Origin of the sequence: Pandoraea sp. CB10b_02 (assembly GCF_002216225.1) — a bacterium.
GTDB classification, from domain to species: Bacteria; Pseudomonadota; Gammaproteobacteria; order Burkholderiales; family Burkholderiaceae; genus Pandoraea; species Pandoraea nosoerga.
In genome coordinates this window covers 105,128-120,916 of record NZ_NJGW02000008.1, presented here as the reverse complement: position 1 = coordinate 120,916, position 15,789 = coordinate 105,128, and the positions used below count along the sequence as shown (strand labels likewise).

At 65.7% G+C, this 15,789-nt stretch carries 13 protein-coding genes and 1 tRNA gene; 6 read left to right on the top strand and 8 right to left on the bottom strand.

Annotated features, from left to right (window positions below):
* Positions 1-68: 68 nt before the first annotated feature.
* Entirely contained in the window at positions 69-659 is a 591-nt protein-coding gene (locus CDN36_RS10810; RefSeq protein WP_174966291.1) for a helix-turn-helix domain-containing protein, read from the bottom strand.
* Between the two features lie 217 nt (positions 660-876).
* On the opposite strand from CDN36_RS10810, the gene kbl reads away from it, so the two are divergent.
* A complete protein-coding gene (kbl, locus tag CDN36_RS10805; protein ID WP_287496714.1) occupies positions 877-2,094 on the top strand; it encodes a glycine C-acetyltransferase in 1,218 nt (405 codons plus the stop codon).
* A gap of 2 nt (positions 2,095-2,096) precedes the next feature.
* Entirely contained in the window at positions 2,097-3,080 is a 984-nt protein-coding gene (locus CDN36_RS10800) for an NAD-dependent epimerase/dehydratase family protein (protein ID WP_174966290.1), read from the top strand.
* A gap of 201 nt (positions 3,081-3,281) precedes the next feature.
* On the opposite strand, the gene CDN36_RS10795 is transcribed toward CDN36_RS10800, so the two are convergent.
* Positions 3,282-3,425 (bottom strand): hypothetical protein, encoded by a 144-nt coding sequence (locus tag CDN36_RS10795; protein ID WP_174966289.1) that lies wholly within the window; start codon positions 3,423-3,425, stop codon positions 3,282-3,284.
* A gap of 463 nt (positions 3,426-3,888) precedes the next feature.
* Here CDN36_RS10795 and CDN36_RS10790 point away from each other — a divergent pair, with 463 nt between their 5' ends.
* Positions 3,889-4,794 (top strand): outer membrane protein, encoded by a 906-nt coding sequence (locus CDN36_RS10790; protein ID WP_287496713.1) that lies wholly within the window; start codon positions 3,889-3,891, stop codon positions 4,792-4,794.
* Between the two features lie 18 nt (positions 4,795-4,812).
* On the opposite strand, the gene CDN36_RS10785 is transcribed toward CDN36_RS10790, so the two are convergent.
* Together CDN36_RS10785 and CDN36_RS10780 are read right to left on the bottom strand one after the other, a co-directional pair.
* Entirely contained in the window at positions 4,813-6,129 is a 1,317-nt protein-coding gene (locus tag CDN36_RS10785) for an ABC transporter ATP-binding protein (RefSeq protein WP_150554753.1), read from the bottom strand.
* Between the two features lie 10 nt (positions 6,130-6,139).
* Positions 6,140-7,879 (bottom strand): ABC transporter permease, encoded by a 1,740-nt coding sequence (locus CDN36_RS10780; RefSeq protein WP_150554752.1) that lies wholly within the window; start codon positions 7,877-7,879, stop codon positions 6,140-6,142.
* Between the two features lie 553 nt (positions 7,880-8,432).
* On the opposite strand from CDN36_RS10780, the gene CDN36_RS10775 reads away from it, so the two are divergent.
* A complete protein-coding gene (locus CDN36_RS10775) occupies positions 8,433-9,998 on the top strand; it encodes a tetratricopeptide repeat protein (RefSeq protein ID WP_287496712.1) in 1,566 nt (521 codons plus the stop codon).
* 53 nt (positions 9,999-10,051) lie between these two features.
* On the opposite strand, the gene CDN36_RS10770 is transcribed toward CDN36_RS10775, so the two are convergent.
* Both CDN36_RS10770 and CDN36_RS10765 read right to left on the bottom strand, forming a co-directional pair.
* On the bottom strand, positions 10,052-11,125 hold the full coding sequence (locus CDN36_RS10770; protein ID WP_150554750.1) for an AI-2E family transporter: 1,074 nt from the start codon (positions 11,123-11,125) through the stop codon (positions 10,052-10,054).
* Positions 11,112-12,071, bottom strand: coding sequence for a LysR family transcriptional regulator (locus CDN36_RS10765; RefSeq protein ID WP_287496711.1), 960 nt, complete (start codon positions 12,069-12,071; stop codon positions 11,112-11,114). Before CDN36_RS10765 ends, CDN36_RS10770 begins: the two co-directional genes overlap by 14 nt.
* Positions 12,072-12,253: 182 nt before the next feature.
* Between CDN36_RS10765 and CDN36_RS10760 the strand changes: the two genes are divergently transcribed.
* Positions 12,254-13,036: a TerC family protein gene (locus CDN36_RS10760; protein ID WP_150554748.1), complete on the top strand. Its 783-nt coding sequence runs from the start codon at positions 12,254-12,256 to the stop codon at positions 13,034-13,036.
* 278 nt (positions 13,037-13,314) lie between these two features.
* Positions 13,315-13,656: a TFIIB-type zinc ribbon-containing protein gene (locus tag CDN36_RS10755; RefSeq protein ID WP_287496710.1), complete on the top strand. Its 342-nt coding sequence runs from the start codon at positions 13,315-13,317 to the stop codon at positions 13,654-13,656.
* A gap of 131 nt (positions 13,657-13,787) precedes the next feature.
* Here the strand turns inward: CDN36_RS10755 and CDN36_RS10750 are convergent.
* A tRNA-Met gene (locus tag CDN36_RS10750) sits at positions 13,788-13,864 on the bottom strand.
* Positions 13,865-14,102: 238 nt separating this feature from the next.
* Positions 14,103-15,761, bottom strand: a complete 1,659-nt coding sequence (locus CDN36_RS10745; RefSeq protein ID WP_150554735.1) for an MFS transporter — start codon at positions 15,759-15,761, stop codon at positions 14,103-14,105.
* Positions 15,762-15,789: the final 28 nt, after the last annotated feature.

Below are 15,789 nucleotides of genomic sequence, written 5' to 3'. Positions count from 1 at the left end.
GGGACTTGAGCGACTGGCGATCGGGAATGCGCCGGCGACGCCGTGCCGGGCCGTGAGTCGCCCCGCGATCAGCCGTGAATCACGACCAGCAATCCGCGCGCGACGGACTTCCCGGCATTGCGAATCGCGTGGGCGCGATCGGCCGGATAGCGTGCAGTCTCGCCGGGCCTGGCGCGGCGCGCGAAGTGGTCGACCTCGATGTCGACCTGCCCGTCGAACACCGTGAAATGCTCGCGCGTACCCGGGTCGTGCGGCTCGGAGACCAGTGCGGCGCCGGGCTGCAGCGTGAGCTCGTACCACTCGTACTTCCCGGCCAGTTCCATCGGACCGAGGATTTTCAGCGTGTAGGCGTGCTCGGCGCCGGCGAGCGTCGGCGTCTCGTGCTTGCCGAATACGCGCACCGGTTCGGGGTCGCCCGAGGGTGCGCCCAGCAACTGGTCGAGCCGCACGCCCAATGCGTTGGCCAGACGCCACGCGACCGCGATGGTCGGATTGGCCTTGTCGCGCTCGATCTGCGAGAGCATCGACTTGGACACGCCGGAAGCGCGCGAGAGCGTCTCGAGCGTCATGCCGCGCTCCTTGCGCATCTGCTGGATCATGTCGCCCACGGGCGGCGGCGCGATCGGGGACAAGGCGGGCGGGACGGTGGGGCTTGCCATATAAATTCCGGGATATTAGAATTTTTCAATATATTGAAACTAGTTCAATATAAAGTATAGTTTCCGATAAGGTGAATGGCTGCATGGTAGCAGAGCACGCGCGGCAGTCTTGGAGCCATTCCACGCTTTCGATACTTTCCGGCATCCACTCGCGCCGGCAATTCACCGGGCGGTGCCGCACAACGGCGCCGGCCTACGCACTCAGGAGATGCGCACGATGACCGTACCCGCCTCGCAGGCCCGCGAGGGCTTCTACCGCCAACTGACCGAACGACTCGAGGACACGCGCCGCCAGGGCCTTTTCAAGCAGGAACGCGTGCTCATGTCGCGGCAGGGGCCAGAGGTCATGTGCGACGACGGGCACACGCGCATCAACCTGTGTGCCAACAACTACCTGGGGCTCTCGGGCAGCGAGTCGCTCGTCAAAGCGGGTCAGAAGGCGCTCGAGGAATTCGGCTTCGGGCTGTCGTCCGTGCGCTTCATCTGCGGCACGCAGGGCCCGCACAAGGCGCTCGAAGCCCGCATCGCCGCTTATCTCGGCACGGAAGACGCCATTCTCTATGCCGCCGCGTTCGACGCCAACGGCGGCGTCTTCGAACCGCTGTTCGACGAGCAGGACGCCATCATCTCGGACGCCCTGAACCACGCGTCGATCATCGACGGCGTGCGCCTTTGCAAGGCCCAGCGTCTGCGCTACGCCCACAACGACATGGATGATCTCGAGCGCCAGTTGCAGGCGGCCGCCAGCGCGCGCCACCGCATCATCGTCACGGACGGCGTGTTCTCGATGGATGGCACGATCGCGCAGCTCGATCGCATCGTGGCGTTGGCCGAGCAATACGGCGCGCTGATCATGATCGACGAGTGCCACGCCACCGGCTTCATGGGGCCGACGGGGCGCGGCACGCACGAGCACCACGGCGTGCTCGGCAAGATCGACATCATCACGGGCACGCTCGGCAAGGCGCTTGGCGGCGCGATGGGCGGCTTCACGGCCGGGCGCCGCGAAGTGATCGAGACATTGCGCCAGCGCTCACGCCCGTACCTCTTCTCGAACAGCCTCGCGCCGGCGATCGTCGGCACCTCGCTTGCCGTATTCGACGAACTGGAGCACTCCTCGGCGCGCCGCGAGCAGCTCCACGAGAACACGGCTTTCTTCCGCCGTGAAGTGGCGGCGCTCGGCTTCACGATCAAGCCGGGCACGCACCCGATCGTGCCGGTCATGCTCTTCGACGCCGCGCTTGCCCAGCGTTTCGCGCAGCGCCTGTATGAACTCGGCGTGATCGCCACAGGCTTCTTCTACCCGGTCGTGCCGCAGGGGCAGGCGCGCGTGCGCGTGCAGCTCTCGGCCGCGCACACGCGCGAGCATCTCACCCGTGCGCTGGCGGCGTTCGCCCAGGCCGGCAACGAACTCGGCATTCTCAAACAAGGTTGAACATGGAACGGATCCTCATCATCGGCGCCAACGGACAGATCGGCAGCGAGCTCGTCGAGGCCCTGGCCGCCCGGTACGGCAACGAGAACGTCATTGCCACGGACATCGCCCCGGGGCCGTCGCGACACGCCGTGCATTACGAGACGCTCGACGTGCTCGATGCCACGCGGCTTGCCGCCCTCGTCGAGCGATTTGGCATCACGCAGATCTTCCACCTCGCAGCGCTGCTCTCGGCCACCGGCGAGACGCGCCCGCTGCAGGCCTGGACGCTCAACATGAACGGCCTGCTCAACGTGCTCGAGCTCGCGCGCGAGCACAACGCGCGTCATCCCGAGAAGGGCCTGCGGGTGTTCTGGCCATCGTCGATCGCCGCGTTCGGTCCGCATACGCCGGCCGTCGAAACGCCGCAACTCGCGATCATGGACCCGACTACGATGTACGGCATCAGCAAGCAGGCCGGCGAGCGGCTGTGCGAGTACTACTTCACGAAGTTCGGCGTGGACGTGCGCAGCCTGCGCTATCCTGGCGTGATCAGCTACAAGACGCCGCCCGGCGGCGGCACGACGGACTACGCCATCGACATCTTTCAGGCGGCGCGTCGCGGCGAAAGCTATACCTGCTTCCTGAAGGAAGACGCCACGCTGCCCATGATCTACATGCCCGATGCCGTGCGCGCCACGCTCGAACTGATGAACGCGGACGCGTCGCGCCTGCGCGTGCGCTCGTCGTATAACGTGGCCGGCGTGAGCTTCGATCCGAAAACGCTCGCCGAAGCCATCGCGCGCCGCGTGCCGGGCTTCACGGTGAAGTACGCGCCTGACTTCCGGCAGGGCATTGCCGAGACGTGGCCGCATACGCTCGACGACACCCACGCCCGCTACGACTGGGGTTGGCAACCGGCGTTCAGCCTCGATGCGATGGTCGACGACATGCTCGCCAACGTGCCGCTCGACTGGCATGCTCCGGCATTGGGAAACGCGGCCTGAGGCGCAAGTCGGGGCGAAGTCGGGGCGACGTCGCGCAGAAGTACGGAAAAGCAGGGCGAAGGTAGCGGCAAGCGCGGAGATTCGCGGAAAAAAATGCGAGACGTTGCCGACGAGGCGCGTGCGATATCGAGTCGTGCGCGCCTCGTTGCATTTGGCGCTGCGCCCGCAGCGAGCCGCGGGCGCGATCCAGGGCCGGGGTGCTTACTTCGGGTGATGGACCGCGTAGTAGGCGAGGGCGGCGATCACTGCGCAGGTCACGGCAAACGCGCGCCGGCGCCAGCGATGGGCGGCCGTGAAGGTCATGGCGCGTCCCCGCCCTTCTTCTTTCGAATGGTAGTAGCTCATGTTGCGTCTTCTCGAGTCTGATACACGGTCTTCGCCGCGGAAAGAACCTGCCCGGGACATGGTTGCCGCGCCCCCCGGCGCGCTCGACTCGCGACGGGCAGGTTCTGAATCGATTATGCGACCGCACAAAACCGACCACGAATCAGTATCTATACCAATAGGTGTGGCCTTTTTGACACGGTGCAAACAGGCGCCGGACGTTTCGACGAATCTCTCGAACGCGACAGACGCCCACTGCCCCGGCGCGCCAGCGCGGCGGAGGGGCCGCCCGGAGGCCGCCGGAAGGCCGCGAGCGGGGGCGACGCTTCGGCGCGGGTGAATCCCGACGATCGGGGTTCGCAAAGCATCCACATTTCTCCGCTTGCGCGGCGCACGGCGCGCTGAAACAATGCCGAAAAACGGCGGCCCACCCGATGGCCGCTTCCAAGTTGTCGTCGAGATCACGCCTGGGGAGGGCCGTGCCATGACGCACAATACGCGCCGCACCATCGCTTGCGGCCAGCGCGCAGCCAGCGTCCGCGTTGCCATCACCCGCGTCGTCATTGCCGGCGCTGCCTTTGCCGGCGTCGCCGTGTTGGCGGCCGGCGCCCATGCGCAGGAAGCCATGCTGCGCGCCAACAACCAGGTGTGGATCGGGGCCGGCGCCCAGCGGCTGCACTACTGGGAAGACATCGGACCCGGCAAGAGCGATTCGGAACGAGGCACCACGGCCGCATTCGCGCTCGGCGCGTCGACCCAACGCCAGCTCTTCGGCCTCTCCAATCTCTACTTCAGCGGTTCGGTGCGCGTGGCGCACGGGAACGTCAGCTACGGCGGCTATTTGCAGGATGTCGCCGGGCGCGTCATTGAGCCCAACTACAACATGACCACGCGCTCGACCACGACGGACGTCACGCTCAGGGCGGGCCGGGCGTTTCCGTTCCGGCTCGGCACGTGGAATGCGCAGGTCGTGCCGTACCTGAGCTACAGCTATCGCGACTGGATTCGCGACAGCAGCCGCGATCCCTATGGCTTTTACGAGCGTTATCGCCACCATGTCGTGGGCGCCGGGCTGATGGGGCAGCTCGAGATCATGCCGAAGCTCGTGGCGACGGCAGACATTCGCGCGGGCGCCATGGTCGGCTCGTCAATGACGCTGGCCGGCTCGCAGAACACCTTCACGCTGGGCAACAAGCCGGTCGTGGCGGCCGGCTTCGGTCTGGACTATGCCGTGGCGCGCAACCTCCACGTGAACGCCACCTACGAATGGTCGCGCTTTCAGTACGGCCGCTCCGACGTGACCCAGGTCGGCCCCGGCACGAGCGCCTACGAGCCCGATTCGAAGACGATCAACCAGACGTGGATGATCGGCGTGGGCTACGCCTTCTGACGAGCGGCGGGGCGACGCTCAGCCGCCGCCTTCCATGTCCTCGAGGCTGAACGTCTCGGTGTGGTCGTTGTACGAGAAGATCTCGGCGTAGCGCCCCCAGTTGATGGCGGTGTCGAGCGTTTCCTGCGCGAGATCGTCCGACATCGAATCTTCCAGTTCCTGCTCGAAGCGCACGCGCGGGGCGCGCTGTCCGCGGCGCTCCTGCAGCACGCTGCGGATCTTCGCCGCGAGCGGCACGTGGCGCAGCAGATGCTCGGCAAACAGCACCTTGCGCTCCTGCGTGCTCATGTCCACGAAGCGCTTGCCCGCGGCAGTGAGCAGAATGTCGCCTTCCTTGAGTTCCGCGAAGCCGAGTTGGTCGAGGATTTCGGCCACGGGGAAGAGGTCGTCCACTTCGAGCAGGAGCGTCTGCGCGATCTCGGGCAGGTCGGCCCGGCCGTTGTACGGCGGCCCGGCGAGCGCCTCGAGCAGACCGGCCATCAGGTTCGTCGACACCTCGTGCAGCGGGCTTGACAGTTCGAGCGGCATCTTCTGCATCGTGTGCGCGCTGCGGCGCGAGGTCATCAGCGCATAGATTTCGTCGACCATCTTGCGGAAGGCCGGGTCGAGGCGGTTGCGGCGATGCGGAAACGGCACCCGGATCTCGGCGACCACGCGCCCCGGATTCGACGACAGCACCAGAATGCGGTCGCACATGAACACCGCTTCCTCGATGTTGTGGGTGACGATCAGGATCGACTTGATCGGCAGCTGGCGCTGGCTCCACAGATCGAGCAGGTCGGTGCGCAGCGTCTCGGCGGTGAGCACGTCCAGCGCCGAGAACGGTTCGTCCATGAGCAGCAGCGTGGGATTGACCACGAGCGCGCGCGCGAAGCCCACGCGCTGGCGCATGCCGCCCGAGAGCTCGCGCGGGTAGGCGTTCTCGAAGCCGTCCAGACCGATCAGGTCGATGGCGGCCAGCGCACGCCTGCGGCGCTCCTTCGGCTCCACGCCGAGCGCCTCGAGGCCGGCTTCCACGTTTTGCAGCACCGTGAGCCACGGGAACAGGGCGAACGTCTGGAACACCATGGCCACGCCTTCGGGCGGGCCTTCGAGCGGCTCGCCGAGGTAGCGGATGTCGCCCGTGCTCGGCTGGATCAGGCCGGCGATGATGCGCAGCAGCGTCGACTTGCCCGAGCCAGAGCGGCCCAGCAGGCCGACGATCTCGCCTTCGTGCAGTTGCAGGTTCACGCCGTCGAGCACCTGACGCTCGTCGCTGCCCTTGCGGAAGCCGCGGCTGACATTCGCCAGCGAGAAGATCTCTTTTCCGGTGGTCGGTTGGGTATCGTTCGGCATCACGGCCCCTTCAATTCAGGCGAAGCTTGCTTTCGGCGACGGCGTACATGGGGCGCCACAGCAAGCGGTTGAACAGTACGACGAACAGCGCCATGACGGCAATGCCCAGCAGAATGCGCGGATAGTCGCCGGCGGCGGTCGTCTGCGCGATATATGCGCCCAGCCCGTGCGCGGCGACCTTGTCGTCGCCCCATTGCACGTACTCCGAGACGATCGACGCGTTCCACGCGCCGCCGGAGGCCGTGATGGCGCCCGTCACGTAATACGGGAAGATGCCCGGCAGCATCACCTGACGCCACCACTGCCAGCCGCGGATGCGGAAGTTCGTGGCGGCTTCCTTGAAGTCGTTCGGGAAGGCCGTTGCGCCTGCGATGACGTTGAACAGGATGTACCACTGCGTGCCCAGCACGATGAGCGGCGAGAGCCAGATGTCCGGGTTGGCGCGGAAATGGACGATGGCCACCACGAAGATCGGGAACAGCAGGTTCGCCGGGAAGGCCGCGAGGAACTGCGCGAGCGGCTGGATGCGCTCGGCGAGCTTCGGGCGCAGGCCGATCAGCACGCCCAGCGGCACCCAGATGACCGACGCGATCGCAATGAGTACCACCACGCGAACGAGCGTGATCACGCCCAGGCCGAACACGCGCAGCACCTCGGCGTAGCCGACTTCGGCCAGCACGAACGTACAGATCTTCCACGCGGCGGACACGCCGAGCACCACCAGCAGCGCGGCCCAGAGCCCGTCGATCAGGCGCGAGAGCGGGGTCTTCGACTCGGAATGGATCGCCGCGGGCAGCGACAGCGGCATGCGCAGCCGGGCGAGCGTGCGCAGCAGCTTGCCGAACGGGCGCAGCAGATACTGGATCGCGCGCGTGCGCTGGATCACGTTGAGCACCCACGACTCGGGCGCGGCCTGCGAGACCGTGTCTTCCAGGCGGAACTTGTCGGCCCAGGCCACCATCGGGCGGAACAGGAACTGGTCGTAGATCACGATGACGACGACCATCGCCAGGATCACCCAGCCTACGGCCTGCAGATCGCGCTGCAGGATGGCCGTGGCCAGATAGGCGCCGATGCCGGGCAACGTGACTGTCTTGTCGCCGACGGTGATCGCCTCGGACGCCACCACGAAGAACCAGCCGCCCGACATGCTCATCATCATGTTCCAGATGAGGCCGGGCATGGAGTAGGGCACGTCGAGCTTCCAGAAACGCTGCCACGGCGAAAGACGCAGATTCACGGCAACTTCCGACAGGTCGCGCGGCTGGGTGCGCATCGACTGGTAGAACGAGAACGTCATGTTCCACGCCTGGCTGGTGAAGATGGCGAAGATGGCGGCGCATTCGGCGCCGAGCACGCGTCCGGGAAAGAGGGCGAGGAAGAACGTGACGGTAAACGAGATGTAGCCCAGCACCGGCACTGACTGGAGGATGTCGAGCATCGGCACGAGCAGCTTCTCGGCGCGGCGGCTCTTTGCCGCGAGCGTGCCGTAGACCAGCGTGAAGAGCAGCGAGGCGACCATTGCCGCGAGCATGCGCAGCGTGGTGCGCAGGGCGTATTCGGGCAGGTTGGCCGGGTCCAGCGAAATGACCTCGGTCTGCAAGTCGGCCAGCGGGGCCCACGTCTGGCGGATGCCCGAGGAGCTGACCATCAGGAAACCGATGATGAGCGGGAAGGCAATGAAGTCCCAGCGATTGGGCAGCAGGCGTCGCGCAGTGGCGGGGATGAACGGACGGGCTACGCGCGTCATCGGTACCTCGAGTGAATGCGGGGGGCGGACGAACAACGGATCTGGAGCGTCTGTGTGCGGCACGGCAGCGACGATGCCCGCGCGCACGGACGGCAGCGGATGCTACCAGATTGCCTCGGCGTTTGATGTTAAAGCGCGTGCATCGGTCTGGCAAACCGGGCATTGCGTGACCGACTGTGGTTTTTATGCTGCACTGCGCAAGTACCATGTTTCGCTGCGTGATACCGAACCGCTGGCTTGCGTTGCGGCGGCGTCCAGGCGTCCAGGCTTGCGGCCGGCGGGGCGCACGGCTGGCGCAGGCGGCACGCGGATCGCGGATCGCGTCAATGGCGACCCGTAGACGTTTTTGCCGCCTGCCGTCTTGTCGTGAAGATATGAACTTTCCGAGCGCGGCGCGGACCAATCCGCGCGGCTTGATTCGGGCCGTGCGGTCATGTAGTGTGCACCGCTCGCACGGGCCACGGCGCCTGTGGCCGCCGGCAATACGCCGCGGCCGAGAAACGGCTTGCCGGCCCGTCCCCTCATCCCCCTAGACAAGCAAGGAATGCGCCGCATGACGACGCCATTGGACGCGCGTTGCGAGCGTGCACGACAACTGAGTGCCGCCGGCCGGCTCGACGAAGCGATCGCCGAGTTGCGTCAAGTACTGAAACAATCTCCCGAATTTCTGCCCGCCCTCGAAGGGCTCGCCTATGTCTCGTTGCGCACGAGCGCGTTCGAAGATGCCGCCGACGCCTTCGACCGGTTGCTCGCACTCGTGCCGCAGGCCGGCGCGCAAGCCACCTACGACGCCGCGATGGCCAGCCTCAAGGCACGCCGTCCGATCCGCGCGGAGGCATTGTTCGAGGCGACCGTCCAGCAGTCGCCCGACATCATCGGCACGATGCACACGATCGGCCTTACCTGGGCCCAGGCGGGCGACAACGCGCGTGCGCTTCTCTGGTTCGAGCGCACGTCGGCGAAAGCGCCCGCGCTGTGGCAGGCGCATTTCAATCGCGGTCGCGCGCTCGGTGCGCTCGGGCGCTATGACGAAGAGATCGACGCCTACCGGCTCGCCAACGCCATCGCCCCGCAGCAGCCCGATCCGCTGGTCAACCTGGGCGTGGCGCTGCGTGAGCGGCACGAATTTGCCGAGGCGCTGCAGTGCCTGCGTCAGGCGGTCAAGCTTGCGCCCGAACATCCCGGTGCGCGCACCAACCGCGCACAGACCAATCTGCTGCTCGGCGACTTCGAGCATGGCTGGCACGACTATGAGTGGCGCTGGCAGGACGGTGGCCAGAAGCGCCGGTTCAGCGAGAAGCTGTGGGACGGCAAGGCGCCGCTCGCGGGCAAGACCGTGTTCGTCTACAGCGAGCAGGGCTTCGGCGACACGCTGCAGTTCGTGCGTTTCGTGCCGCGCCTTGTCGAGATGGGCGCCAACGTGGTGCTCTCGGTGCAGGCGCCGCTCGTCACGCTCCTTGGCGGCTTCGCGCGCGGCGTGACCGTGCTCGGCGAGCACATGCCGGTGCCGTCGTTCGACTGGCAGATGCCGCTGTTGAGCCTGCCGCACCTGCTCGAGATCGGCGGCGACGTTGCCATGTCTTCGCCCTATCTGCGCGCGAGCGCGGCGCGCGAGACGATCTGGCGCTCGATGCTGGGCGCCAGGCCGGAAGGGCAATTGCGCGTGGGCTTCGTGTGGCGCGCACGGCCTTTCCCGCCGAATCGCGACGTGGCGCTCGAGCACTGGGCGCCGGTCTTCGATACCGGCGCACAGTTTTACTCGCTGCAGGTCGACGCGACGGAGGAGGAGCGCGCGCAGCTCGCGGCGCACGGCAATGTGCGCGACATCGGCGCGAAACTCAGCGACTTCGCAGAGACGGCGGCCGTCATCGCACAGATGGATCTCGTGATTGCCGTGGACACGGCCGCGCTGCATGTGGCCGGGGCGCTCGGCAAGCCGGTCTGGGGGCTGCTCGGCTTCACGCCGGACTGGCGCTGGCAGCTCTCGCGCCGGGACAGCGACTGGTATCCGTCTGTCACGCTTTATCGTCAGCCGCAACGCGGCGACTGGGGCAGCGTGATGGCGCAGGCCGGCGCCGATCTGGCCCTGTGGCGGCAAGGCGAGCTCGTCACGCCGTAGGGCGCGCCGCGCCCCGGCGCCGGTGCGTCCGTCGGCCGGCGTCCCGCCAATGATCAGCCGGCGTCTGCCTGATCGCTGTCATCCTCGCCCATGCGTGTGTAGATGTTCCAGCTCGCGATGAACAGGGCGGCGATGAGCGGGCCGATCACGAAGCCGGTGAGCCCGATGAGCGACATGCCGCCGAGCGTGGAGATCAGCACCACCCAGTCGGGCATCTTGGTGTCCTTGCCGACGAGAATCGGCCGCAGCACGTTGTCGACCAGGCTCACGATGATGCCGCAAAACGCGAACAGGACCACGCCCTTCCAGATCGAGCCCGAAAGCAGCAGCCAGACGCCGACCGGCACCCACACGAACGCGGCGCCGACGGCCGGCAGCAGCGACAGAAACGCCATCACCACGGCGGCGAGCACCGACCCCTGAATGCCCAGCACGGCGAAGATGAAACCGCCGAGCGCGCCCTGCGCCACCGCGACGGCGATGTTGCCCTTCACGGTCGCCCGCACGACGGTCGTGAACTGGCGGATCAACTGGCTCTTGTGGCGCTCGTCGAGCGGAATGGCGCGACGCACGATCGTGCCGAGGATCGCGCCGTCGCGCAGTAGAAAGAACAGCAGGTAGAGCATCACGCCGAAGCTCACGAGCAACTGTGCCGTGTTCTGGCCGATGCTCACCAGGTTGACGGCGACGAAACGCCCGATTTGGGCCGCGCCGTCGCCAAGCCGTTGCTGGATGGCGTTCAGGTCCTGCACGCCGGCCAGGTCCATCACGCGGTGCACGCTGGCGGGCAGGCGGTCGAGCAGTTGCTGAAAGGCGATGGTGAGTTGCGGCAGATCGGTGCGAAAGCGCACGAGCGCCGCGCTGATTTCCTGGGTGAGCATGCCGACGACGAGCGTGAGCGGCAGAATCACGATCAGCAGTACCAGCGCGAGCGTGATGAGCGCGGCCAGATTGCGCCTGCCGCGCATGTGGGTGAGCAGGCGGCGCTGCACCGGCTGGAACAGTACGGCGAGAATCGTCCCCCAGAACAGGGCGCCGAACAGCGGAAACAGAATCCATCCGAACACCACCGTCACGACGAACAGCATGAGCTGGAAGACCTTGTGCTGGTCGCTACGACTTGACATGGGATTTCCTTGCAGAGGAGGGCGGCGCCGAAAGCGCCTTCACCGTTCTTATATCAGAATCGGGCGACGGGCCGAATTGCGAGAGAATGCGCAGCACGAGCGGATGGCCCTCGCCGCGTCGCGAGCGGATCGCATGGATTTCCTCGTGAACGCCGTCGGGCCGGCCGAGCCAGCGCAGGCCGCGCAGCATCGACACGTCGCCCGCGCCGGTCTCGCTCAACGCAAACACGCCCATGCCGCGCGTGGCGAACACGGCCATGAGCGCGCTGTCCTCGAATTCGCCCACGACGTTCGGGCGGATGCCCTGCGCCTCGAACCACAGATCCAGACGGGCGCGCAGCGCCGAATGTCCGGTGGGCAGCAGGACGGGCAGCGTGCTCAGGCATGCGGGGAAGTGGTCGCGCGACGTATGGCGCACGATCGATGCGGGACCGTACCAGTCCACGGGAGACTCCACCAGGCGCTCACTGGCCAGTCGCAGCGTCGGGTTGTACGGCGCGGGCTGGCTCGCGAGCACGAGGTCGAGCTTGTGGAGGGCGAGTTCGGCGAGCAGTTGCTCGTGCTCGCCTTCGTGGCAGACGAGCCGCAGCGAGGGCGTGTCGAGAACCGGCGCGAGAATCGCGTGCGCGGCGAGCTTCGAGATGCCGTCCGCGAGGCCGACCGCAAGGCGCGCGACGCGCCCGCTTGCCGCTTCACGGACTTCATCCGGAATCGATTGTCCGAGGCGGAAGATCTCCTCGGCCCGCCGGAACGCCGCCTGACCCGACTCGGTCATGGCAACCCCGCGCCCGGCCGGCTTGAGCAACTGATGCCCCAGCGATTTCTCGAGTTCGCGCACCTGGGCGCTGATCGTCTGCACGGCCATGTCCAGACGTTCGGCCGCCCGTGCGAACCCGCCCTCCTTGACGACGACCCAGAAATAGTAAAGATGTCGGTAGTTCAACATGATGGGTGACTTCGAAAAAACCGAACTGTTGTGAAGTATATGGCTGGTTTTTGCGAAGCGTGAGTTGCGTGATGATGCTGTCCTGACTCGCACACTACGCAGAGTGCGGGATAACGAAGGCTCTGAATGCCGCCGGGGACGGCGGCGACGGGCCGATAACCTACGGAAACTCTGGCGCACATATGGACTATCTTCTTGCTTTGGCGGTCGACCCGGCGGTATGGGCGGCGCTCGTCACGCTGGTGGTGATGGAGGTCGTGCTCGGCATCGACAACCTGATTTTCATCTCGATCCTCACCAACAAATTGCCGGAGTCGATGCGTGCGCGCACGCAGCGCATGGGCATTGCGCTGGCGCTGGTCATGCGACTGGCGCTGCTGGGCACCGTGGCGTGGATTGCGAAGCTGACGGCGCCGCTGTTCGAGCTGTTCGGTCACGGTTTTTCGTGGCGAGACCTGATCCTGATCTCGGGCGGGCTGTTCCTTGTCTGGAAGGCCACGAAGGAGATGCATCATCACGTCGCGACGGGGCCGGACGACGCGCATGGCGAACCTGGTGAGGCATCCGCGGGCGGCACGCTCGCGACGATCTCGGCGCGCGCGGCGGTGCTGCAGATCCTCATGCTAGACCTGGTGTTCTCGATCGACAGTATCGTGACGGCGGTGGGCATGACGGAGCACATCCCGATCATGTTCGTGGCTGTGATTGCCGCGGTGACGGCGATGTTGTTCATGGCCGGCCCGCTGTCGCGCTTCATTGCCGCGAACCCGACGGTGGTGATGCTGGCGCTGGGCTTCCTGCTGGTGATCGGCATGACGCTGATCGCGGAAGGCTTTGGCTCGCATATCCCGAAGGGTTACATCTACGCGGCGATGGCGTTCTCGGCGTTCGTCGAAGGGTTGAACATGCTCACGCGACGCGCCAGGGCGCGGCGTGACGCGGCGAGGGCGAAGGTCCTGCACTGAGGCCCACGGCGACGGGACGATGGCGGGACTCTGACCATTCGCCGGATCTGACGTGGTGCCCCGGGCGGTGTCGGCGAGAGCTGGCGCCGCTTTTTTTGCGCGCATGTGCGGAAATGAGACGGAAGAGACCGGAAGAGGACTGGAAGAGAACTGGAAGAGGACTAAGAGGGCGGGAGGATTCGGATTTTTCGAAGTTTTGCGAATGGAAATGCAGGTTTTTTCGTTGAGCTGCCGCCGATACATTGAAGGCGTTGTCTTTTACGTGACGGAGCGAAACGATGAAGTGTCCTGTGTGCGGTACCCCGGACCTGCTGATGACGGAGCGTCAGGGAGTGGAAATCGATTACTGCCCGAGTTGCCGGGGCGTGTGGCTCGATCGCGGCGAGCTGGACAAACTGATCGAGCGCGCGGACGGCGGCGGCACGATGCCGGCGCATCCGGCGCGCGGCGGCGCCGGCGACGAGCGCCTGCCGCGCGAGTATCGTGATCCGCACGACCATCGCGAATACGGCGACGGCGCGCATCGCCGCAGTCCCCAGTATGGTCACGACGGCCGCCGTCGTCACTATGAGCAGCCTCGCAGGAAGAAGTCGCTTTTCGAGATGTTCGATTTCGACTGACGCCGGCCAATGGATGGCCTCGGCTCGCACGACCGTGCCAATGAAAAAGCCAGTCCTGAGGGACTGGCTTTCGCTTCGTGCGACGCGCACAAATGAAAACGGCTTCCATCGCTGGAAGCCGTTCTCGCATTTGGTGGCGAATCAGGGACTCGAACCCCGGACCTGCGGATTATGATTCCGTCGCTCTAACCGACTGAGCTAATTCGCCGTAGAAGAGAGATTATAGGTAGGCCTATATGGACTGTCAACAGTTTTTTGCGAGAATTCGAAAACCGCGGACATGGGCGACGCGCGGCGCCGGGGCCGAGACGGATGGCCGAGACAGAGGGCAGGCGATGCCGTGCCACGTTCATCCAGCGCGCTCGCGCCAAAAAACAACGCCGGAACCCGAAGGCCCCGGCGTTGCCGTCATTGCGTCATCCCGGCCTGGATGACGGGGTGCCCCGTCAGTCGTTGGCGTAGATGTCGACGTCCTTGGTTTCCTTGACGAAGAGCATGCCGATCACGAAGGTCACCAGCGCGATCACGATCGGGTACCAGAGGCCGGAGTAGATGTCGCCCTTGGCGGCCACGATGGCGAAGGCGGTCGCCGGCAGGAAGCCGCCGAACCAGCCGTTACCGATGTGATAGGGCAGCGACATCGACGTATAGCGAATGCGCGTCGGGAACAGCTCCACGAGCATCGCGGCAATCGGGCCGTACACCATCGTCACGAAGATCACCAGAATCGCCAGCAGGATCACGACCATCGGCTTGTTCATCTGCGCCGGGTCGGCCTTCGCCGGATAGCCGTCAGCCTTGAGCGTGGCCGACATGTCGGTCTCGAACGCCTTGGTCTTGTCCTTCGCATCGGCAGCCTTGCCGTCGACCGACTGGATCACCTTGTCGCCGATTTTCACCGACGCGATCGTGCCCGCCGGCGCCGCTTCGTTGTGATAGTTCAGACCGGCGCGCGACAGGTAGCTCTTCGCGATGTCGCACGAACTGGTGAACTTCGAGGTACCGACCGGGTTGAACTGGAACGAGCACTCGTTCGGGTCGGCAATCACCGTGATCGGCGAGCGTGCCGTCGCCGCTTCCAGTGCCGGGTTGGCATAGTGCGTGAGCGCCTTGAAGATCGGGAAGTACAGCAGCGCCGCGAGCAGGCAGCCGGCCATGATGATCGGCTTGCGGCCGATCTTGTCCGACAGTGCGCCGAAGAACACGAAGAACGGCGTGCCGATCAGCAGGCCCAGCGCGATCATGATGTTCGCGGTGTTGCCGTCGACCTTGAGCACCTGCGTCATGAAGAAGAGCGCGTAGAACTGGCCCGTGTACCACACGACCGCCTGACCCGCCGTCAGACCGACCAGCGCCAGGATCACGATCTTCAGGTTCTTCCACTGACCGAAAGATTCGGTGAGCGGCGCCTTCGATGCCTTGCCCTCCGCCTTCATGCGCTGGAACGCCGGCGATTCGTTCAGTTGCAGACGAATCCACAGCGAGATCAGCAGCAGCACGATCGACAGCACGAACGGCACGCGCCAGCCCCAGTCGCCGAACGCCTCTTCACCCATCACCATGCGGGTGCCGAGAATCACGAGCAGCGAGAGGAACAGGCCGAGCGTTGCCGTCGTCTGGATCCACGACGTGTAGAAGCCGCGGCGGCCGTGCGGTGCGTGCTCTGCAACGTAGGTGGCGGCGCCGCCGTACTCGCCGCCCAGCGCCAGGCCCTGCAGCAGACGCATGGCAATGAAGATCACCGGTGCCGCGATGCCCCACGAAGCGTAGCTCGGCAGCAGGCCGACCACCAGCGTCGACAGACCCATCAGAGTGATGGTGACGAGGAACGTGTACTTGCGGCCAACCAGATCGCCGATGCGGCCGAACACGATGGCGCCGAACGGGCGCACCGCGAAGCCGGCGGCGAACGACAACAGCGTGAAGATGAAGGCCGCCGTCGGGTTGATGCCGGAGAAGAAATGCTTGCTGATGAAGGCGGCCAACGAACCGGCCAGATAAAAGTCGTACCACTCGAACACCGTGCCCAGCGACGACGCGAAGATGACCTTCCGTTCTTCCGCGGTCATCGGCGCATGGGTGGTGGCTGTCGTTGCAGTAGCCATGCGGTTGTCTCCTGTAATGTAAGCACGC

Coding starts and splice junctions, on each gene's coding strand:
- CDN36_RS10810 (WP_174966291.1), bottom strand. CDS start 659: ATGGCAAGCCCCACCGTCCCGCCCGCCTTGTCCCCGATCGCGCCGCCG.
- kbl (WP_287496714.1), top strand. CDS start 877: ATGACCGTACCCGCCTCGCAGGCCCGCGAGGGCTTCTACCGCCAACTG.
- CDN36_RS10800 (WP_174966290.1), top strand. CDS start 2,097: ATGGAACGGATCCTCATCATCGGCGCCAACGGACAGATCGGCAGCGAG.
- CDN36_RS10795 (WP_174966289.1), bottom strand. CDS start 3,425: ATGAGCTACTACCATTCGAAAGAAGAAGGGCGGGGACGCGCCATGACC.
- CDN36_RS10790 (WP_287496713.1), top strand. CDS start 3,889: ATGACGCACAATACGCGCCGCACCATCGCTTGCGGCCAGCGCGCAGCC.
- CDN36_RS10785 (WP_150554753.1), bottom strand. CDS start 6,129: ATGCCGAACGATACCCAACCGACCACCGGAAAAGAGATCTTCTCGCTG.
- CDN36_RS10780 (WP_150554752.1), bottom strand. CDS start 7,879: ATGACGCGCGTAGCCCGTCCGTTCATCCCCGCCACTGCGCGACGCCTG.
- CDN36_RS10775 (WP_287496712.1), top strand. CDS start 8,433: ATGACGACGCCATTGGACGCGCGTTGCGAGCGTGCACGACAACTGAGT.
- CDN36_RS10770 (WP_150554750.1), bottom strand. CDS start 11,125: ATGTCAAGTCGTAGCGACCAGCACAAGGTCTTCCAGCTCATGCTGTTC.
- CDN36_RS10765 (WP_287496711.1), bottom strand. CDS start 12,071: ATGTTGAACTACCGACATCTTTACTATTTCTGGGTCGTCGTCAAGGAG.
- CDN36_RS10760 (WP_150554748.1), top strand. CDS start 12,254: ATGGACTATCTTCTTGCTTTGGCGGTCGACCCGGCGGTATGGGCGGCG.
- CDN36_RS10755 (WP_287496710.1), top strand. CDS start 13,315: ATGAAGTGTCCTGTGTGCGGTACCCCGGACCTGCTGATGACGGAGCGT.
- CDN36_RS10745 (WP_150554735.1), bottom strand. CDS start 15,761: ATGGCTACTGCAACGACAGCCACCACCCATGCGCCGATGACCGCGGAA.